The sequence below is a fragment of the Pseudoalteromonas sp. TB25 genome, assembly GCF_000497995.1.
Lineage (GTDB): Bacteria > Pseudomonadota > Gammaproteobacteria > Enterobacterales > Alteromonadaceae > Pseudoalteromonas > Pseudoalteromonas distincta.
The window spans coordinates 1-22141 of the sequence record NZ_AUTI01000296.1; the positions used below are offsets into that span (position 1 = coordinate 1).

At 38.5% G+C, this 22141-nt stretch carries 15 protein-coding genes and 1 pseudogene; 5 read left to right on the forward strand and 11 right to left on the reverse strand.

Annotated elements, in window-relative coordinates; genetic code table 11:
• The 3 genes and pseudogenes from L652_RS0110820 to L652_RS0110830 all read left to right on the forward strand — a co-directional run.
• Positions 1 to 289 (forward strand): annotated as a pseudogene (locus L652_RS0110820) (aspartate carbamoyltransferase); the annotation flags it as partial.
• Positions 290 to 322: 33 nt separating this feature from the next.
• Positions 323 to 1603: a glutamate-1-semialdehyde 2,1-aminomutase gene (gene hemL, locus L652_RS0110825; protein WP_024596268.1), complete on the forward strand. Its 1281-nt coding sequence runs from the start codon at positions 323 to 325 to the stop codon at positions 1601 to 1603.
• A 179-nt stretch (positions 1604 to 1782) separates the two neighbouring features.
• Positions 1783 to 3624, forward strand: a complete 1842-nt coding sequence (locus L652_RS0110830; protein ID WP_024596269.1) for a methyl-accepting chemotaxis protein — start codon at positions 1783 to 1785, stop codon at positions 3622 to 3624.
• A gap of 76 nt (positions 3625 to 3700) precedes the next feature.
• On the opposite strand, the gene L652_RS0110835 is transcribed toward L652_RS0110830, so the two are convergent.
• The 5 genes from L652_RS0110835 to L652_RS0110855 all read right to left on the reverse strand — a co-directional run bounded on the left by L652_RS0110835 (position 3701) and on the right by L652_RS0110855 (position 12683).
• Positions 3701 to 6721 carry a TonB-dependent receptor gene (locus L652_RS0110835; protein WP_024596270.1) on the reverse strand — a complete coding sequence of 1007 codons (3021 nt, stop codon included), beginning with the start codon at positions 6719 to 6721 and terminating at the stop codon, positions 3701 to 3703.
• A 456-nt stretch (positions 6722 to 7177) separates the two neighbouring features.
• Positions 7178 to 9520, reverse strand: a complete 2343-nt coding sequence (mrcB, locus tag L652_RS0110840) for a penicillin-binding protein 1B (RefSeq protein WP_024596271.1) — start codon at positions 9518 to 9520, stop codon at positions 7178 to 7180.
• Between the two features lie 150 nt (positions 9521 to 9670).
• On the reverse strand, positions 9671 to 10900 hold the full coding sequence (locus tag L652_RS0110845; protein WP_024596272.1) for an ammonium transporter: 1230 nt from the start codon (positions 10898 to 10900) through the stop codon (positions 9671 to 9673).
• 9 nt (positions 10901 to 10909) lie between these two features.
• On the reverse strand, positions 10910 to 11248 hold the full coding sequence (locus tag L652_RS0110850; protein WP_004587162.1) for a P-II family nitrogen regulator: 339 nt from the start codon (positions 11246 to 11248) through the stop codon (positions 10910 to 10912).
• 211 nt (positions 11249 to 11459) lie between these two features.
• Entirely contained in the window at positions 11460 to 12683 is a 1224-nt protein-coding gene (locus L652_RS0110855; RefSeq protein WP_002958922.1) for a diguanylate cyclase, read from the reverse strand.
• A gap of 363 nt (positions 12684 to 13046) precedes the next feature.
• Here L652_RS0110855 and L652_RS0110860 point away from each other — a divergent pair, with 363 nt between their 5' ends.
• Positions 13047 to 14564: a carboxypeptidase gene (locus L652_RS0110860; RefSeq protein ID WP_024596273.1), complete on the forward strand. Its 1518-nt coding sequence runs from the start codon at positions 13047 to 13049 to the stop codon at positions 14562 to 14564.
• A 39-nt stretch (positions 14565 to 14603) separates the two neighbouring features.
• Here the strand turns inward: L652_RS0110860 and L652_RS0110865 are convergent, their stop codons facing one another.
• From L652_RS0110865 to L652_RS0110880, 4 genes are all read right to left on the reverse strand, one after another.
• Entirely contained in the window at positions 14604 to 16748 is a 2145-nt protein-coding gene (locus tag L652_RS0110865; RefSeq protein ID WP_253947712.1) for an ATP-binding protein, read from the reverse strand.
• A gap of 73 nt (positions 16749 to 16821) precedes the next feature.
• The gene (locus tag L652_RS0110870) at positions 16822 to 17631 is read right to left on the reverse strand and encodes a phosphate/phosphite/phosphonate ABC transporter substrate-binding protein (RefSeq protein WP_024596275.1); all 810 of its coding nucleotides are present in this window, start codon (positions 17629 to 17631) and stop codon (positions 16822 to 16824) included.
• An 87-nt stretch (positions 17632 to 17718) separates the two neighbouring features.
• The gene (locus tag L652_RS0110875; protein WP_024596276.1) at positions 17719 to 18384 is read right to left on the reverse strand and encodes an START domain-containing protein; all 666 of its coding nucleotides are present in this window, start codon (positions 18382 to 18384) and stop codon (positions 17719 to 17721) included.
• Positions 18385 to 19908: a CYTH and CHAD domain-containing protein gene (locus L652_RS0110880; protein WP_024596277.1), complete on the reverse strand. Its 1524-nt coding sequence runs from the start codon at positions 19906 to 19908 to the stop codon at positions 18385 to 18387. It abuts the gene before it with no gap.
• 307 nt (positions 19909 to 20215) lie between these two features.
• On the opposite strand from L652_RS0110880, the gene L652_RS0110885 reads away from it, so the two are divergent.
• Positions 20216 to 20821 (forward strand): TIGR04211 family SH3 domain-containing protein, encoded by a 606-nt coding sequence (locus L652_RS0110885; RefSeq protein ID WP_002958928.1) that lies wholly within the window; start codon positions 20216 to 20218, stop codon positions 20819 to 20821.
• Positions 20822 to 20853: 32 nt separating this feature from the next.
• On the opposite strand, the gene L652_RS0110890 is transcribed toward L652_RS0110885, so the two are convergent.
• Entirely contained in the window at positions 20854 to 21915 is a 1062-nt protein-coding gene (locus L652_RS0110890) for a CNNM domain-containing protein (protein WP_024596278.1), read from the reverse strand.
• Between the two features lie 55 nt (positions 21916 to 21970).
• The coding region (locus L652_RS1000000124540) for a magnesium transporter (protein ID WP_173400221.1) at positions 21971 to 22141 on the reverse strand (171 nt) is incomplete at its 5' end.

The window sequence follows — 22141 nt, forward strand, 5'->3', positions numbered from 1 at the left end:
AGAAGAAGCAAATAAATACCGTGGCGGTTTTAGGATTAGCCAATCTATTTACAGCGCTCACTGTAAGCCTAACTCTGTATTAATGCATCCTCTTCCACGTGACAGTCGCTTAGAAGCCAACGAGCTTGATAACGACTTAAACAGTAACGACAATTTAGCAATATTCCGCCAAGTACAAAATGGCGTATTAATTCGTATGGCACTGTTTGCTTTAACACTCGGCGTAGAAAACAAAGTCGATAAGTATGAAGTAGACGTACCTTGGTTTAGCCGCAAACGCGACAGCTAACCCTCTTTTAAGTGACAATTTATAGGATTTTTCATGACAATTAGCCAAGACTTATTTGAACGCGCCCAAGCTTCTATTCCTGGTGGCGTAAACTCACCAGTTCGTGCTTTTAATGGTGTAGGCGGTACGCCACTATTCATTACAAAAGCAGAAGGCGCGTTTACATTTGATGCCGACGGTAATCGTTACATTGATTATGTTGGCTCTTGGGGGCCTATGATCATGGGCCATAATCACCCTGCAATTAAACAAGCTGTACACGAAGCTGTAGAAAATGGCCTTAGCTATGGCGCACCAACTGAAGCCGAAATATTAATGGCTGAAAAAGTAAAAGAGCTAGTTCCATCAATCGAAAAAGTACGCATGGTTAGCTCAGGCACTGAAGCAACAATGAGTGCAATTCGTTTAGCACGTGGCTTTACCGGTCGCGATAAAATATTAAAATTTGAAGGTTGTTACCACGGTCACGCTGACTCGTTATTAGTTAAGGCAGGTTCTGGTGCGCTAACAATGGGTGTGCCTAATTCTCCAGGTATTCCTGAAGACTTTGCTAAGCATACACTTACAGTTTCGTTTAATAATCTAGATGAAGTAAAAGCTATTTTTGCAAAATACGCAGACGAAATTGCCTGCATTATTGTAGAGCCAGTAGCCGGTAACATGAACTGTATTCCACCAGTGCCTGGCTTTTTAGAAGGTTTGCGTGATGTGTGTGACGAATATAAATCAGTACTTATTTTTGATGAAGTAATGACAGGCTTTCGTGTTGCACTTGGCGGTGCACAAGCTTATTACAACATTAAACCAGATCTTACGTGTTTAGGTAAAGTAATTGGCGGCGGCATGCCAGTTGGCGCGTTTGGTGGTAAAACTGAAATAATGGATTACATTGCGCCTGTAGGACCAGTTTACCAAGCTGGTACTCTTTCTGGTAACCCTATTGCAATGGCTGCAGGTTTAAAATCACTTGAGCTATTAAGTGAGCCTGGCCTTCACGATAAGTTAGAAGCTATTTCAAAAGCAATTTGTGAAGGCTTTGAAGCTGGTGCTAAAAAAGCCGGTGTTGCGCTAACAACTAACTATGCGGGCGGCATGTATGGATTCTTTTTTACTGATGCTGAAAAAGTAACGACATACAAGCAAGCAACTGAGTGTGACCTAGAGCGCTTCAAACGTTTTTTCCACCTCATGCTTGAAGAAGGCGTTTACCTTGCCCCATCAGCATTTGAGGCTGGTTTTGTATGTGCTGCGCATACTGAGCAAGAAGTAAAAGACACAATAGCGGCAGCGGAACGCTCGTTTGCTAAACTTTAAGCTAAAAATTACTATTTATACATTTGTAACCACTTGTTTTTAAGTATGTAATTAAGACTAAAGATTGAAAAAAGCCCGAAAGGGCTTTTTTTATTTGTAGTGTACTATAAATGAATGATAATTAAGCATAACAAGGTCTATTCACCTTTACTCTATTACAAAAAATACAAGAGAGCCTTATGTCAGGATTACGCCAATTTTCTTTTCCCGCTATCCAGCTAATGGCAAACTTAAAATACAAAACTAAAATCAGCTTAATGTTTGGAATTTTACTCGTTCCTCTATCACTTAGTTTGTTTTTTTTAGTCTCGTTATTAAGTGAAAGTATTACTGTTTCAAAAATGCAACAGCAAGGCTTAAAAGGCTACAGAGCTATACTTTCAAATCAAATGCAGGGAGATACGAATCAAAATATAAAAATAGCTCGCTCACTCGGCTTTGACATAAAAGACACACAAGCAAATGAAGTACTTGAACTTGTTTCTATTCAATCAAATCTAGCCTTAGACAGTCAGTTAGCAAGCGCTTATGTAAACCGCTCTTTAGTCACGCCAATTCCTGCACTTATAATGCAAATAAACTCAACAGCGCAAAGCGCTAATACTGTTTTAGCTAGTAACCGTTTTACGCCCGATACGTTTATAGCACTTTCAAATTTTAATAAGTCACTTCCTTTATACGAAAAACAACTCGATAAAATACTCAATGTAGCCACCAATGCAGATAAATCAGTAAACAAAGCGCTCATGCCTCCTTTAACTAGTTTACACAGTGCTGTGGGTGCATTTAAAAACGCGATAGATGAAAAACTACTTGAGCCAGACGATATTCTATTAACTCAATCAGAATTTACTAAACTAACAAACAATGTTCACAGCAGTATTAATCAACTTGTTAGTAAGAGCATTCCAACCCTTGAGAGCCTTATTGAGGCAAAACTACAAACTCAACAGTGGACACGAAATCTTGTTTTAGCTGCTTCATTGATCAGTTTGCTATTTGCATTTTATTTGATGATTGGTTTTTATTTTGCAGTTGTTGATACCATTAATCGCTTTGCTGATGCCGCTAATAGAGCCGCGAATGGCGACTTAAATGCCACTATCGATTCGAGCACTAATGATGAAATGGGAATTATTGCATCGCGCTACAATGCATTACTTAATGCATTTTCACATTTATTATTTGATGTTAAAGCAAGTACAGAAGAGCTATGCGACGCAACTAAATCGCTATCACATGCGAGTAGCGAAACAAGCAATGATGTTTCAAAACAGCAAATTCGAGTCAATGCCATTTATAATGCACTAAGCGATATGGCTCAAAACGCACTTGCAGTTGAAGAGTCAGCGCATCAAGCTACGCTTACCGCACAAAATGCTGCAGTTCATGTGAAACAAGGTTCAGATAATACAATGGAGCTTGCTAAATATATGCAAGACCTCCAAATTGAATTTGCAGAGAGCCAACAAGCGCTCGATAAACTAGCACAAGATAGCCAAGAAATTAGCAAAGTAAGTAAAGGGATCAGTGAAATAGCCGATCAAACAAACTTGCTTGCACTTAATGCCGCTATTGAAGCCGCGCGAGCCGGCGAGCATGGCCGTGGATTTGCCGTTGTAGCTGATGAGGTAAGAACACTTGCTCAGCGTACACAAACACAAACCCAAGAAATACATCAAATTATTAGCTCTTTACAACAAGCATCTGACGACACCCAGCAAAAAATGCGCTCAAGTGTTGAAAAAATGGAGCAATCAGTAAAAGCAGCCAATCAAACCAATGAAGTATTGCAAAGTGCAGAGCAAAGTATGGGCGATATTAAACATCAAGGTGAAGTAATTGCAGAGCGTGTTAAACAGCAATCAAATGCAACAACACAAGCATTGAATGATTCGCAAGAGGTGAGTAATTTAGCAGATCAAACGCTAACATCGGCTCAATCAACGCTACAAGATGCACAGCAATTAAGTCGCTTATCTAATGATTTAACCAAATCAATGCAGTTTTTTAAATCTTAAGCGTTAAAAAACAAGTAATTTTAAAATAAAAAACCCTTCTATTCAGAAGGGTTTTTAGTAGAGGTAATTAGTAATATCAGAAGCGAGCTTCGATACCTAATCGAACATAACGCGGGGTTTGCCAAGAGTACGCAGCATCATGATAAGCATTTACTTCGCCTTCATTTTGCTCATAGTGCTCATTCAACGACGACTCAGTTTGTGAGTTGAAAATGTTAAAGACATTAACAGATGCTCTCATATCAATATCTGAGATAGTAAAGTCGTAAGCGGCAGATAAATCTAAGTTAAATACCCAAGGTGTACGACCATTCGTGCCACGGCTGTGCTTCTCATAGATTTTTTCATCTTGCTCACACTCGCCATTGCTGTTTGTATCAGGGCATTCGTTAGTGTAGATGTAAAAAGTATCTCCCCAACCACCGTTTAAATTTGGATCATTTGACGGATAACCTTGACCAAATAAGCTTTTAGGACGACCACTTTGTAAGGTTGCATTCCAGCCAACGGTTAGATCCTCCATAGGCTCCCAGCTACCAAAGAACTTAAAGGTATGGCGTCTATCATTAGGTTGATAGCCTTGTGAACCATCCATAACAGCAGGGAAGTCAAAGTCTTGAGTAATACCAGCATCTGCTTGACCAATATCTGATTTAACAGCGCCTTCAAAGTTACCAACACTTCTAGCCCATGTATAGCCAAACTGGTAACGAATAGTATCAGCCTTGTAATCTAAGCTAAACTCAACTGCTGTATACTCATTATTTGCTTTAGGTAAGCCTATCGTATCCGCCGAATAAGTAGTTAACGAACCACTATCTGGAACTCCGTCATTATCAAAAGATGAATCCCCCCAATCTGTACCATTCCAATAGTAACCATCGCTGTACCAACTAGAAGAGTCACCTGGGTTTATCATTACACAGTATGGGTATGCATATCGTCCACAGTAATCATCTAGTGCAGTTGCAACTTCACGGTAAATACCTTTTACACCAACTGTATATTCATCATTTAAGGCTTGCTGTATACCTATAATATATTCATCTTTAGAAAATGGTTCCGCCTCTTGAGCTTGGAAAATATCTTTTTCAGGTATTACAGGCACGCCACTTACTTGCTGTGAGTTTTGAGCTCCGCCACTCCCAAGCGTGTCCGCAAGTGGTGATAGCCCTGTAGGGGCACCAGTTTGTGAATCAACACCAGTATAAGTATAAGCTGTCGTGATATCACTAACACCAGATGCAGCTCTAAAAATAGTGTTATTAGCAACTGGTAAGTAATAACGCCCATATGTACCATATACCTTAGTATCGCCAGTACCCGTAGGATCCCACGTAAAACCTAATCTAGGAGCTATATCCGTTTCAAAACTAGTTAATAGTTTACCGGTAGTACCCCAGCTATCAAATTCATCAATACGTAGGCCAACTTTTACAGAGAAATCATCAGTTACTTGCCACTGATCTTCAATGTAGTAAGCGGTTAATTCTGATTCAAAACTACCACCACCATCGAAGATACGATCCTCTACATAATCAAGCGCAGCTCCTGTATTATTTGTCAATGCACCGTTATCAGCTTGCCAACTACCATTATCCGCTAAAGTTCTGTAGTCATAACTATGCCCGCCAATTGGGCTACTTACATTTTCTGACTTACGCTCTTGATAATCTATACCAAATGTTATTTCATGATCATTCCAGACATACTCGACATCTAAGCGGTATTGTGTGTTTTCATCATTATTAGCACCAAAACTACCACCTGCGCCACAACCTGTAATTGGGTTAGCTGTGCCGCGTGAATCTGTAATTGAAGGACAAACTAAGTTCTCAGATTGTGTTTCATACTCTGTCTTAATATTACCAGCCATTGCCGTCACTACTAAGTTTTCAGTTAACACACCTGTGTAGCTTAAACTTTGCGCTTCACCACCACGCTTGAGAAGAGCGCCATCAATACGATCTCCAACTGTCCCATTATCATATTCATAAACAGAGCGCTCAATATCACGACGGTTAGAGTACGCAAAGTAGCTTAATCTGTGGTTTTCATTAATATCCCAATCAAGCTTACCACCCCAGAATAAATTATCACCACCAGAAGCTGATTCGTTGCGGTATTGATCATTTGGCGAGAACTCATCTCCACCCCAAGTATATGTAGATTCTGTATCCCTTGGGTTTATCAAGCCGTAGAAAAACAGTGTATCTTCGATTAGTGGACCACCAGCAGAAAACGTTACATCAGTTTTGCTATCTGAATCTAGGCTTTCATCTCTGAAAATTTGGCCAGCGCCATTATTACCACGAGAGATGCTGCCCTCTTCTTGTAAAGAGTCAGGTTGAAATTGTACGACTGCCGCAAATTCCCACTCATTTGTACCACTTTTAGTAGTTGTATTAATAGTACCACCGGTTGCACGACCAAACTTCGCGGAATAACCGCCTGTTTTAACTTGAAATTGGTCGTAAAATTCGAAAGGTACTTCACCACAACCAAGACCTTGGCGAGTATTAGTAACTTCTAACCCGTTTATATAACATGCATTTTCAGCAACCGATGAACCACCAAAAGAAGCGGTGTTTCCAAATGCACTATCACCTTTAACCGCTCCTGGCGCTAATAGCGCAACAGATGTAAGGTCTCTGTTTATAGGCATACGGTCTATTTCAGCATCAGTAATTACTAACCCCGAATCAGCTGTAGTTAAATCAATTGAAGATATACGAGCACCTAATACTTGGATTACTTCAGGCCCAGAGTCACTAACTTGAGCTAAATCAAAACTGGCTCTTGCATTTGCTCCTAACGAAACTCGAACGTTATCTTCTGCAACAACAGCACCATTTTTTATAATTTGTATTTGATAACTACCAGAAGGTAAAGATGCAAAACGAAAAGATCCATCATCAGAAATACTTAGTGTTCTTTCTAACCCTGTTGCTGGGTTTTTGACTTTTACTGTATACCCTGCAGTAGTAGAAATATTATTAATAGACCCTACAACATCAGATGCAGCTGCTGGGAGAGTAACCCCGAGAGAAGCAAGAACCGCTATTGCTGTAAGATTTTTTTTGAATATATTTTTCATATTCTTATCCCTGTAAAGTTTATAATTATTTTAGCACTTTAAACAAAATGCATACAGAGAGTAACAAAAGAGTACAAATTGTAAATATGTTAATTAATCCAAGATAAAATTAAAATTAAAAACAAATAAAAACAAACACTTAAAATGATTTTAGCGTATTTATTTGTATAATATAAAAATTTAAAGTGTTAATTTAAAGAAATAAAAAAAGAATATCAACCAGCAATAATTTAAATAACCGCAACGTAAACAAAATATTTACAAAAGCTTTTTTTAATCTCGAATAATGCTATTTAAAAATTAGTTATACTCACTAATTTTTAAATAATTTCTAAAAAATATGGTAATAAAACCAATTAAAATTTATTTAATTACTAATTCGAACTGCTAGATAGTTAAGCTAAATATAATAAAAACCGCTGAGTTAGCGGTTTTATTATTAAGGGCTCTGTTTTATTAACGAATACATTGTGGCCTAGGCTCGAACTCACTCGCCCTAAGCGGTAGCTGAATCACCTTGCCACATCCTGGTGGTGCCTGCTTACCCGTTTGTTCATTTACAAATGCCCAGCGTATTGATGGTGGACGCGTATCAGCTATTGCTTGTGGGTTAAGTGGTTTTAAGTAACGAATATATGCTTCTAATGCGCCTACGCTACCTGTTAAACCAGTGCTTTTGTTGTCATCTCGACCAAGCCACGCAACAGTCACTGTATTTTGATCAAAGCCTGCAAACCAACTATCACGTAAATCGTTGCTGGTCCCTGTTTTACCAGCGAGCTGGATTGACGGAAAGTGTAAATTTAAGCGTTTAGCAGTGCCATCTTTCGTTACGCGTTTCATTGCGTATTTGGTCATATACATTGCAGATTTATCAAAACGAGGCTCTGCATTTACTTTATGCTTATAAAGTACTTTACCAACAGAGTCAGTTAATGCCGAAATTGCAGTGAGCTTTTTATATTCGCCATCTGCAGCAATTGTTGTATAAAGCTGAGCCACTTCAAAACTCGACATTTCAACAGCCCCTAAAAGCAGCGATGGGTATTCGTCTATCGCCCCTGTTGCGCCTAAACCTTTCAATGTATTTACTACTTTATCAACACCTACATCGAGGCCTAAATTAACCGCTGGGATATTTATACTGTTACTAAATGCTTTATAAAGTGGAATTGCACCACGGTATTGGTGGTCAAAATTTTCTGGTTGCCACACTTTACCTTGCTCATTTGTGACCTGTACTGGCGAGTCATCAAGCAAAGTAGCTAAATTATAATGTGGCAATTGCAGTGCGGTTAAATACACGGCAGGTTTTACAAGCGAGCCTATATTACGTTTTGTGTCTAAAACACGGTTAAATCCTGAATATCGAACATCGCGACCAGCAATAAGTGCAGAAACACCGCCTTTTTCTACATTAACAGAGATCATGGCTGCTTCTAGTTTTTCAGTTCTAGGGCGATTTTCCAAGTACGGTAAACTCTTTTCAATCGACTCTTCCATTGCTGTTTGCTTTTGCAAGTCAAAATAAGTAAATACTCTTACGCCTGCATCAAGTGTTTGCTGATCAGGTAATAATTCATTTAACTCTCTGTTTACTAGCTCTAAATAGCCTGGGTATGATTTTTGTAAACTGGCTTTCATTGGCGCAATATCAATTGGGCGATTAAGCGATGCACGGTACTCTTTTGTGCTAAGTAACTTATTTTCGACCATTAGACGCAGCACTAAGTCCCTGCGCTCCATTGTGCGCTCTTTATAACGACGTGGGTTGTAATAAGATGGGCCTTTAACCATTGCCACCAGCAGAGCAATTTGATCGTACTCAAGCTCGTCTACAGGCTTTGAAAAGTAAAAGTCAGAAGCAAGCCCCATACCATGGATACCTTGGTTGTATGACTGCCCTAGGTATACCTCATTTAAGTAAGCTTCTAATATCTGATCTTTTGAATAGCGATAATCTAAAATAAGGGCAATAAAGGCCTCATTTATTTTTCGTACTAAAGAACGCTCACGCGTGAGGTAAATATTTTTAGCTAATTGCTGAGTAAGCGTACTGCCACCTTGAACGGTGCGTCCCGCTTTAATATTTGAATAAAGCGCACGTAAAATAGAAAACACCGACACACCATGGTGATCATAAAAATCACGGTCTTCAACTACCAGTAGCGTATCTTTAAGCATGGCTGGGAACTTATCTAGCGGTACAAATTCTCTATCTTGTTTAGAGTCGTTGCCAATTCGCGCTATTTGCACAGGTTCTAGGCGAGCAGAGTTTAAACGCCTGCCGAACTTATCTTTAATAGTCGCAACTTTTTGCCCTGCAAAACGAAGTTCAATAATATGTGATTCTTCAAGGCCATCATAAAATTCAAAATCACGGCGATAAATCTTGATGCTATCTGCTGTTTTAACAAACTGCCCTGTTCTGCTTAATCTATTAACAGATGAATAATGTAGACGCTCTAACTCAAACACAACTTCTTGGCTTGATAAAAATTGCCCCGGATAGAACTCCATAGAACGAGCATACACTTGCGCTGGAAGTTGCCATTTATTACCTTCAAATATACGTGTAGTTTTTGAATCTAAATAAATGAAATACATTGCCATTGCAATAAAAACAGCCAAGCTGAATTTCCAAAACACTGACCATGTTTTTCTCATAAAAGAGCGTTTAACAGTGGGATTCACTGTTTTTTTACTACCCTTTGATGTGCTTTTTTTTGTCGTGCTTGACGATTTACTAGCACGTTTAGCTGCAGGTTTGCTGGTAGGTGTTTTTTTATTGTCGGCCATTTAAGTGTAATTTATTCCAAGGGTTATTCACGAGTGTGAGCTTAGCATATTGGGCATATCCTAACATCCGAAAAGTTAACCCCCCCTGAAACAAAAAAAGCCCTACCGAAGTAGGGCTTTATGTAAACACACTATTATTTAAATAAACTATTAGCTATTTCTAACAGAAACAAACTCTGGGTAGGCTTCAATACCACAATCGTGTTGATCCATACCGTTTAGTTCTTCCTCTTCAGTTACTCGTATACCCATTGTTTTGTTAAGCACAGTCCAAACAATAAATGATGCTACAAATACAAAGGCAAGAATACACACTAAACCAATTAACTGATTGACAAAGCTTGCATCACCATTGGTTAGCGGTACTAACATAATACCTAATGCACCACACACACCGTGTACAGAGATAGCACCTACTGGATCGTCAATCTTAACTTTATCAAGTGCTATAATGCTAAACACAACTAATGAGCCACCAAGTAAACCTAGTAAACATGCCATTAATGGAGAAGGTGAAAGTGGGTCAGCAGTAATTACAACTAAACCTGCTAATGCACCGTTTAATACCATGGTTAAATCTGATTTGCCCCAAAGTATCTTACATACAAACAGTGCAGCAATAGCACCCATTGCAGCAGCTGCATTAGTATTAAGTAATATTTGACCTACCGCAGTTGCGTTTTCTTTATCCGAAAGTAGTAATTGAGAACCACCGTTAAAACCAAACCAACCCATCCATAAAATAAATGTACCTAGTGTAGCAAGTGGTAAGTTTGAACCTGGAATTGGGTATATTTCACCGTTTTTACCATATTTTCCTTTACGAGCACCTAGGATTAGTACACCCGCTAGTGCAGCAGCTGCACCTGCGCCATGTACAATTGCAGAACCTGCAAAATCTACAAAGCCCATTTCAGATAAGAAACCACCACCCCATGTCCAGTAACCTTCAATAGGGTAAATAAAACCAGTTAGTACTACAGCAAAGCCAAGGAAAGCCCATAGCTTCATACGCTCAGCAACTGCACCCGATACAATCGACATAGCCGTTGCAACAAATACTACTTGGAAGAAAAAATCAGATTCTAAAGAATGGTCAGCATCAGCAGCTTGTGTGCCAATTAAAGCGCCTATTGAAGGAATAAAACCACCTTCGGCATTGTCTACATACATAATGTTGTAGCCAACTAATAAAAACATCGTACATGCAATTGAATACAGCGCGACATTTTTAGTTAAAATTTCAGCTGTGTTTTTAGAGCGAACTAAGCCCGCTTCTAACATGGCAAAACCTGCTGCCATCCACATTACTAATATACCTGATATTAAAAAATAGAAGGTATCGAGTGAAAACTTTAGTTCTATTATTGTATTTTCCATGAGACCCCCTTAAATTGCTTCTTCGTCAAGTTCGCCAGTACGGATACGAACAATTTGATCTAAGTCGTACACGAAAATTTTCCCATCACCGATTTTACCTGTTGATGCAATTTTAGTAATTGCTTCAACAACGCGTTGACAATTTTCAGTACGAGTTGCAATTTCAAGTTTGATCTTAGGAATAAAATCTACTTGGTATTCTGCACCACGATATAACTCAGTATGACCTCGTTGACGTCCAAAACCTTTAACATCAACTACTGTCATCCCCTCAATTCCTAAATCAGCGAGTGCTTCACGCACGTCGTCTAATTTAAATGGTTTTATGATTGCACTAATCATTTTCATAGCGGCCCCCTCGGACTCTTTATTGTTATCCTGTTGGGTTAAACAATCCAACCTTTGTGCCACTATTTTTATATTTTTTAAAACAATAAGTTAGTGAAAAACAGAAACTAAATAACAAAAAAAACGCACCAATTAGGTGCGTTAATTTAACAAGTTATCTACATTGGTGCGTGCAATATATTAATTGCATGCTTAGCTTTATATAACAGAGCTATACCACGCAGTTTCTTCCTTGGTTTTTAGCTTCGTATAATGCTTTGTCAGCAACACGCATTGCCTGCGTCAAGCTAGTGTCTTGAAAGTCTGCCAAGCCTATACTTGTAGTAATTTTAATTGATTTATCGCTGATAGAAAAATCGTAACTAGCCAGCTTTTTTCTAAATGCTTCAAAGTATTCACGACCACGTTCAAGCTCTATCTCAGGTAATATTATGGCAAACTCTTCTCCACCAACCCGTGCAACTGTAAACTTTGAAAACGTAGTGCGGATTAATGAACCAACCTGCTTTAAAGCCTGATCGCCACCCTCATGGCCTAATGTATCGTTAATATTTTTGAAAAAATCGATATCTAACAATGCGAGAGTATTTTTCTGGTTTTTACTTTTAAGGAGCTTTTCTGCATATTGATAAAAATAGCGTCGATTATGAAGCCCTGTTAAATGATCCCTATGCGCGCTTTCTTTAATATCTGAAATTAACGATAGTTGCTCCATTGTTTGAAGTACTCGACAATGAAACTCCTCATTCATAAATGGCTTTGTTAAAAAGTCATTGGCGCCATATTTAATAAATCGCGCTGATAGGCCATGTTTCCCCGCGCCCGACAAGCCAATAATTGCTAAGTCGTCTCGGCCTCTAAAGTTACGTACCGCTTTAACAAGTTCAAAGCCATCCATAGAAGGCATAGCGTAGTCGGTCATAAGTAGCTTTATATCAGGATTAGCTTTTAATATTTCGAGTGCTTGTTGTCCATCGTGGGCATCTGTCACATCAAACAATTGCTTTTCAAGCATTTGCTTCATTAACGAGCGGCTCAGTAATGAATCATCTGCTACTAATGCTTTACAACCTTGGTTTCTTAGCAATTGCGCAACGAGTTTAACGGCGTAATGGTAAGAGTCGCGATTATCTTTAATAACATAATCAACGACACCTAATTCAAGCATTTGTTGGCGCTTGTACTCATCTATTTTTGAGGTTAAAACAACCGTAGGAATCTTTTTAGATAAAGTATATTTTGCGACTTCACCGTGAGGAGCATCTGGCAAGGTTAAATCAACTAACGCAAGCGTGTAGTCGTATTTTTCTACGTAAGTGGCACATTCAGCTAAAGACCAAGCAAAATCGATTGCCACATCAAGGTATTGTGCAGTTAAGTGGCGAAGTACCTGCTGCACTACTTTACTGTCTTCAACCACTAATACTCTTTGCATAAAGCTTCTCTTTACCTTTAATTAGTTTTACCACAAAACGACAAATACCACGCAATTACTGCAATAGCATTAGTCATAAACATCCGGTGTAGAGTGCACTTATGTGCTTGAAAGCGTAATCCGTTAGATTTTTTGGTGATAGCCTGTATAAAAAATCAATACAAGTAGGCCGCAATATACCTGAATTTTGCAATTAACTAAATAAAGAAAGTAAATCCAAAATAACTATAAAAGCGATTAATACGCGCCTTTCAATGTATTAATACCTTACTTAACCAGTATTATCGGCCACTAGTCTCAATACTTTTGTTATTTAACTCATTTTTATCTTTAATGATGTATCAACAATAATAAGGACACCTAATGAAGCTTAGTCGTATTATCAGTTTACCGATAACCGTTATTGCATTAATAATTAGTACAAGCACGCTTGCCGATAATCAACGTCGTATTGATGTAGACAGCAAAGTAGTTACCCAACATAAGGCTAAAATTAATGGCCAGCGTTTTAGTTATACCGTAGCTACAGGCACACAACCTGTATGGGATGATAAAGGCGACGCGGTTGCTACACTACAATACACCTACTACACACGTGACAAAGTTGACGACAGGACAGCTCGCCCATTACTTATTTCATTTAATGGCGGGCCGGGTTCGGCTTCTGTATGGATGCATCTTGCTTATACTGGCCCTCGCGTATTAAAAATTGATGACGAAGGCTATCCAATTCAACCTTATGGCGTAAAAGACAACCCATATTCTGTACTTGACATTGCCGATATTGTTTACGTAAACCCGGTAAATACTGGCTATTCTCGCGTACTTGAAAACGAAAAAGGCGAACTGCCTTCCAAAGCAAAACAAAAAGAGTTATTTTTTGGTGTTAATGCCGATATTAAATACCTTGCTGAGTGGTTAAATACTTTTGTAAATAGAGCACAGCGCTGGCGCTCGCCTAAATTTTTAATTGGTGAAAGCTACGGTACAAAACGTGTATCTGGACTCGCTCATGAGCTTCAAAACAGTCAGTGGATGTACATAAACGGTGTTGTTCTCGTATCACCTACTGACATTGGTATTAAGCGCGACGGCCCGATTAAAGCCGCTAACCGCCTACCTTACTTTGCAGCGACTGCTTGGTATCACAAAGCACTTAACGCCGATTTACAAGCTAAAGATCTTGATGAGTTATTACCTGAAGTTGAAGAGTTTACTGTAAATGAGTTAATCCCTGCGCTTGCTAAAGGTGGCTTTATTAATGCTGATGAGAAGCGACGCATAATTACAAAAATGGCGCACTACGCAGGCTTATCAGAAAAGTTTGTTGAACAAAATAACTTAGATATTCCAACTCAGTTTTTCTGGAAAGAGCTACTACGTGAACGTGGTAAAACTGTAGGCCGCTTAGATTCTCGTTATTTAGGAATAGATAAACGAAGCGCAGGTGAATCCCCAGACTACTGGGCTGAACTTACCTCTTGGTTACACTCTTTCACTCCTGCAATTAATCACTACTTACGTGAAGAGTTAAACTATAAAACTGATGTAAAATATAACTTATTTGGTAATGTCCATCCATGGGATAGAACCGGTAATAATACAGGCGAAAACCTACGTTTAGCAATGGCACAAAACCCTTACTTAAACGTGATGATCCAATCAGGATACTTTGATGGCGCAACCAATTACTTTGACGCTAAATATACGTTATGGCAATTAGACTCAAGCGGTAAAATGAAAGACCGTTTGAGCTTTAAAGGCTACAGAAGCGGACACATGATGTACCTTCGCCACGCTGATTTAGAAAGCTCTAATAACGATTTACGTGACTTTATACAGCACGCTTTACCCAAAAAAGGGCAAGCGGCTAAATACTAAAATACCTAAAACAAAAAATGGCTCTTTAAGAGCCATTTTTTATGTGCGTTTTTCATATCGTAAACAATAGCTTTTAAGTTGTGTGACTACAGCGTTAAAGCGCTCTTCCAGCTGCTGTATATATTCATTTTTAACTGTTTCGTTTTCTGCCTGTGTTTCTATCTGCTGGCATATATTTGCCAACTCAATAGCCCCAACAGACTTTGAAGACGACTTTAATGCATGAGCCTGAAAAGCTAAATCAACATAGTTTTTACTTTTAGCATACGCGTTAGCTAATTTAATTTGCTCCCCTGCTGTTTGTAAAAACGCATTAAATACCATGCAATGTACGCTAGGATCATCACCAAGCATTGCTTTTAGTAGCGTAATATCTAATTGATCAAAACTATCTGAAGCTATATTTTCACCATCTGATTTTTCTGAACGTGTATTGACCATAGTTTGAGAATGCTCCATCAATAACGACTTTAATTTAACAAGCTCAATAGGCTTTGTTAAAAAGCCATTCATTCCACAACTATAGCAATTATCTATGTTGTTTTTGGTAATGTTGGCCGTAATTGCAATTATAATCAGTTCATCAAAATGAGTGTTTTCTCGTATTTTTTTGGCTAACCCTAACCCATCGAGTAAGGGCATTTGAATGTCGGTTAGTAAAATATCAAAGCGTTTATTTTGTATGGCCTCCCAAGCTTGCTCACCGTTACTTACAAAAGTAGAGCACACTCCAAGCATAGTTAATTGCTGTTTTAACACTTGCTGATTTGTAACTTGATCTTCTGCCACTAAAACCTCAAGCGTAGGAAGCGTTACCGCATTTAAGCTTTGCTGTGTTATTTGAGGGGCTTGCACTTGTGCTGGCAAGTCAGTTTGATCAAAACTGTTAAAGTTTAGCGTAAAACAAGAACCTTTGTGCTGCTCGCTTTGTGCGCTCAAAGACCCTTGCATACGCTCTACCAGCTGCTTAGTTATCACTAAACCAATACCGGTTCCATTTACTTTACTGGTTTCAGCGCCTAAGCGGTCAAAAGGTTTAAATAGGCGAGAAATATCATCTGGAGAAAATCCGCATCCGGTATCTATTACATCTATTTCGCATTGTTTATTACTTAACACCCGACAATTAATATTAATGCTGCCATTTAGTTTGTTGTATTTAATCGCATTTGAAAGCAAGTTAAGCATCACTTGTTTAAAGCGGCGCTGATCAATATAAATACTCAACCCTTCTAAGGACTCAAAACCGTGAGTTTGCAGTGTTATTGATTGCCCTTTAATTAGCTCAGTGACAAGCTTTACTGACTCTTCTAATATGCTTTTAATAGGCACATAAGAAAAACTAAACTGCATATTACCCGACTCAATAGCTGTTAAATCAAGCACATCGTCTATGAGTAATAGTAAATGCTCTCCAGCTTGATAAATGCTTTTCGCGTTTTCTTTTTGTACTTTATTAGCACTCTCATCATATCCATACAGCTGGGCTAAGCCTAAAATTGCATTTAATGGAGTTCTTAATTCGTGGCTCATACTGGCCATAAAATCTGACTTTGCTTTACTTGCAGACTCAGCTTGAATTCGTAATGCATTTAATTTTTGATGGTTATTCGCAACCTCATCAACCATATTATTAAATGCATTTATTACACTGCCCACTTCATTTTGTTGTTGTTTATCTATATGGCAATCAAAGTCGCCTTTGGCTAAACGTGAAAACCCAAGTTTTAGCGTCCTCAAAGGCGATGTAACCCTGTAATCCACCAGCCAAGCTAAACCTATAAAAACGATAACTAAAATAATAAATTGTATATATATTAAGGTGTAATGAAGTTTTGAAGATTCGTTAATTTCATTCGTAAAATTAACAACCAAGCTAATATTAGCCAGCGGTTTGTCTAAAAATACCACCTGTTGAGATAACAGCATGTCGCCGTTTTCATTTGCTCCAACCCAATTCTCAAGCGGATACAATTGGTTTTTTGAATCAACGTCAACAATTTTAATACTTTTCCAATTAGGGCGAGTTTGAAGTTGACTGTCTATTTCTTCATATAGCTCTGCATATTGCCTAGTTAACAACGGAGTCGTTATAGAAGTCGATAACTGCGCTAAAGAACGCTGAGCAGCCTTTGAAAGGCCATCGTTTACCCAACGCGCTTGTTCAGGTAATGCGTAAAACATAAAAAGACATGCCATAAGCAAGCCACAAAGCAATACAACAATAAAGCTTTGCGCCCTTAAACTACGAAACCCTCTAATTTTCAACATAAAATGAGCGCAAGCCCCACTGAGTTAACTGCTGATACTCTGCTAAAGTTGCAATACTAGGTTTAATAATTGGGATACCTGCAAGTAAATGTTTATGCTCTGGGCTTTGCCCTATATCTAAAATAGCTTGTTGCACTTTTAACTGTATTGCAGGATCAACCCTTGGATGGGCTACAATTGGGTGGCGACTAATTTCACGCGTTTTATAAAGAATTTTGAGTTTATTTTGTAAGCTTTCTGGTTGTTGTTTAAATGTGCCCATTACACCACCGCCCGCCATTGTTGAGTGCAGTGCTACATTTAAATATACCGATGGATGAGTTTGGACATATACAGGCTTTATTGTTAGCCCGTATAACAATGCTAAATCAGCTCTCATTAATAATGACGCACCTAATGCGTTAGGTGCAGGGAATGCTATTTCAGCGCCCTCTAGTTGGCTTAAATTATCAATATCACTGTCTTTGTTTACGAGCAAAATACCTTGCAGCTTTCGCCCTGCATCTTTTATTAATGGTAAATATCCCTGTTTTTCGTATGCTACAACACTATGCCATGGGTTCATGTATGCAAAGTCGTACTCGCCATTAGCAAAGGCTTTTTCAAATACAGGAATAGACTCAACTGTAATTAGCTTTATTGTTATTCCCGTTTGCTTACTTACTTGCTTTAACAAAGGTTGCCAAATAGTATTTAGCTTTTGCGGCTCGTATTGCGGCACTACACCAAAGGTATATTCTTGAGCTAATAAGAATGAGCTGTGTATCAAACATAATATAGCCACTAAATACTTCATCAATTCTCCAAATAATAGCGTGTCATTATTGCTTAAGCGTAGTTAAAGACTACTCAACACACCATTAAATTATTATATATTCGATATTTAGCATTGACCTGCTTTGATTACAGGTGGTTTTGGAGTGTATTTTTTATCTGTGAGCATATGATGCAAGTTCATAAATGTGGTGTAAGTACTTTTCAATCCGACCTTATTGCTTAGCCAAGTAGGTATTGCCCCATCAGGCAAAGCATATACTTGGTACTCAATATCAAGGCGGCCTTTGTCCTCACTCAGTAGCCAGCGTGCATTTAAAGTAGTAATTCTTATAACGCCATTGTTTTTGGGCTGCTTATTAGGGCGAGCCTTAATAAGCAATTGGCTTTTATTTGCAGTCAACTGTGAATAACAAGAATAAGTAATGCTATCTCTATCTCTAATAGGCCAAGGAGAATTAAAATAACTGTACACTAAATTTTCTGATGGGCTTATGTGCTTAATAACCTTTACCTGAGATATATTTTCGAGCCATTGGGGTGCGGCATCGGTATCACTAAGTAATTCTAAAAACTCATTGGTGGATACGCCTTTCACGCTCATCTGCGCTTTTACTTCAAAGGTATTATCACTGTGGCTTTGATAATACACACTTACGCCATTTTTGTTTTTATACAAATGCCATATGGGCTCAGCGTAAGTGTTAAAACTAACTAATAAAAAAATAACGAATAAACACTTTTGCAACTGAATTTTATTACAAAAGCGCATCATTTATTTTTGCCAGTAAGGTTCTATGTCAAGTGAAGCAAGGCGACTTTGCTCCATGGCACTGACCAAATATTCAGACTTTTGTTCAAGCCATGACTGGATTTTTGCAAGCTGTTCGTCCTCTTGCCCTGCACATAATTGCTTTAAATACTCAAGCGTACTTAATTCATAAATACCATGAGAAATATCAAGCCAAGGCAATCTAAACTCTAGGCGTTCTTCTTTATCAAATAACGATCCTAAACAGTTACCGCTCAGTAGGCTATTTTCAAGCTGAGTTCGTAGGTTTAAATACGAAGCGACATCGAGTGTTTGCTCCTTTGGAAGCAACTCGTGCAGGTTTTTCCAGTCTTTATTGAAAAGCCTATTGGCAATAGACGACACATTTTGCTCAGCCGCTTGAAGCTCTGCTTGCCCCCAGTCTTTACGCCATTGCTTATCGATTAACCAGGTAGTTAACGATAGTAATAAACGATTATAACGTGCGCTGTGAAACAGTGCATTTATATCGTCAATGCTTGGCTGTAACTCTTTTAAGTCTCCAATGACTTGAGCAAGTGCTGGCGCCGCATTAATTTTTTTATAAAAAGCATGGCGTTTAGACGTGTACGTTTTTAATTGAATCGCGTTTTCTACCCACGCTAATTCACTTAATAACCATTTAAGTTCGGTACGTAAGTGCTCTGTACTTTCTTTAGATACTATATCGTCGTATAGCCAAAAAGTATGGCGGATTAAACTGATGCCGTCAGTTACGCGTTTAAGTGTTTTTAAACTTGGCTTATCGAAATAGCATTGCTCGTGCTTTTGTACAAAGCGAATGCCAAAGTTCATGGCTTCAACTAAAGCACGCTCTTGAGTAGTCGACTTTGGTAATTGTACAAAACCAATAGATTTGCTTGGCATTAAAGGTTTTTCATCAGCAAGTCGATAACCACGCGCGGCCTTAGAATACAAACCTAAGCGTATGCAGTTTTGGCTAACTAGTATATCTGCAAATGCAAACAGCTCATTACGACTGCCCTCAACTAGCTCAATTTCTAGCTCGCTAATAATTTCAATTTTACCCGAAGCCGCAATTTCACCTTTATCGAGTACGACTTCAATTTTAGCGCCACTTTCGGTTTCAATTAACCAAGTACGACGAATGAAGTTAGTACTAAATATTGGATACAAGTTTTTTGAGATGGCGCTTATTTGCATGCCATGAGGCCAAATATCAGCATCAAACGCCATTAAATTAGGGCGGCTTGATTCAATTGGTAAATTGTACTCTGGACGTTGGTGTAAACCACCTACCACTTCACCTGCAAGCTTTATAGTTTGCTCGCATTCGCTGTCAGAACAACGCGTTCGAAAGCCTATATCAAGCGCTCTAAGCTCTCTGCTTGGCGTATCGTAGTATGCATTTTGTAAGCTGCGAGACGGTTTATTCTTCACCGTTTTTGCAAATTGAGTAATTAACGAGGGGATCAGTGGAATAACGGCATCTGATACCAAAAATTTCAGTTCTATCTCAGTATCCATTCGGTTTGCGGATTACCTTTAAAATAAATAAGTGCTCAAAATAAACAAAGCGCCTTAACAATGCAAATTTTTTAACCTTATTTTAGGGCTTGATGGCCTTTGTGGATTAAAATTCGTTCTATCTAGGAGCAATTTAATCATAGCGTGAGGCTTGTAACCTAGTGGACTCGATAACTACTCCTGCGTTACCGTACTGGGTTACAATATCAGTCTTGCTATTGATCTATTTAATCCATACTATCTAACTACTTATGTGAAATAAAAATCACGTTCATAACGGACGCAGTTAGATCAACAAGGTAGATAAATGCTAAAACATTGTTTATTAGGGCTACTTTTAACAGCCACCACATTCATGAGTTATGCACAAGAAGCACAACCTGCAAATTCAACGAATGCAAACACCGCTTATATTATCGATAATCTATACACTTTTATGCGCTCTGGGGCGAGTAAAAATTATCGACTACTCGGCTCTGTAGATGCTGGAACAAAGTTAACCTTGTTATCAAATGAAGAAAACGGCTTTATAAAAATTAAAGATGATAAAGACCGCGAAGGCTGGATAGAAACTAAGTTTATTACTAAAACAGCGGGCTTACACCAACAGTACAAAACACTAAGTAGCGAAATGAGCACTATGCAAGAAAAGCTACGCCAAGCTCAAATAGAACTTCCACAGCTACAAGAACAAAACCAAACTTTAACAGATCAAAATCTGCAGTTATCTGCTCAAATTACTAAGCTTAAAACAACGCTAGAGCAAGAGCGCACTCAAAAAGAAGCTGCTAGCTCAAAAGAGAAACGCCAGCTACTTACTTACGGTGGTGCTATTGCGTTTTTAGGCCTGTTTTTAGGTATTATATTAACGATAGTGCTGTCACGTCGTAAGCGCTACGAAGGTTGGGCGTAAAGCTCCATCCAACTAAATACAAAAAAGCCGCTTTACAGCGGCTTTTTATTCTCTGTACTTTCATGCAGTTCGAGTTTTGGTGCACTCATACCTTTGAGCAACCGACCAAATATATCAGCGCCGGTAATAATGCGTTTCACATCGCTCCACACTAATACCACATCGTGATCAATGGCCCCATCAAACGATTTATCTAAAGAATGATTAGCCCGTATTTTTAAAATCACTTCACTTAAACGCATCGCTTCATCAGCAACAATTATAGGTCTGTGACAATAGTGATAAGGGTCAAACGTATCTGGCTCAAATAACGCTGATCTTAAAAAGCCGTCAGCATCTACCACTAATAAAGGCCAACCGTCTTCATTGGTAATGATCACCCAGTTATAACCTGACTTATGTAGTTTGCGTAAAAACTCATTATCAGTTGTTAATGTAAGGTCTGGGAAAATAGGCAAATCAAGCTTAGTAGGCAAAGCAATAATAGAGTCTGGATCAATTACCTCACCCTCTTTGGTTACGCTTATTTCATCTAAGCTAAAAAAGTTAAGTGCGCCTATTCCCTCAACATGTTGAACATCAGCTTCTTCAGCCTCTATGTGTTTGCGAATAATACCTCTGAGCTCACTTTCAGCAAAGTACGTAATCCCCTCTTTGCCTAACCATGCATCGAGTATTAAAGCCGTTGGCTTAGCAACTATATAAAACAGAATCTGATAAAACTTAATTAACGGCGAAAGTAGGCTCGCCATTTTTAACGCATTACGCGAAAAATAAGCCTGTGGTGTTATTTCACCAATAATAGTAATTGCGATAGTTGAGAATAAAAACGAACTTGCGCCCATTAATACCGAATCAGAAAGTAGTGTAAGTAGTACGTTAATACCTACGTTACCCCACAAAATAGTCGACAATAAAAAATTAGAGTCGTTTCGAAGGGCCATGACTTTTATGGCCGCCTCGTTCCCTTTTGCACTTTCCATTTCAAGCTGAAGCCTACTTAGTGAAAAAAACGCTAAGTTTAAGCCCGAAAATATTGCCGATTGTGAAATACACAAAGCAATTGCACACCAAATCATGACTTCAAAGGTCATTGTATTTTCCTGTTAGTAATACCAATTCACTTAATTAAGCGAATTGGTATAAGGCTTATAAAAGCAATAAACTGCCTAAACCTAAAAAGGTAACAAACCCAACAATATCGGTAACGGTAGTTAAAATTACCGAACCAGATAACGCAGGATCAATTTTCATTTTGTCTAAAATAGACGGAATAACAACACCTGCTAGTGACGCGGCCACTAAATTCAATAATATGGC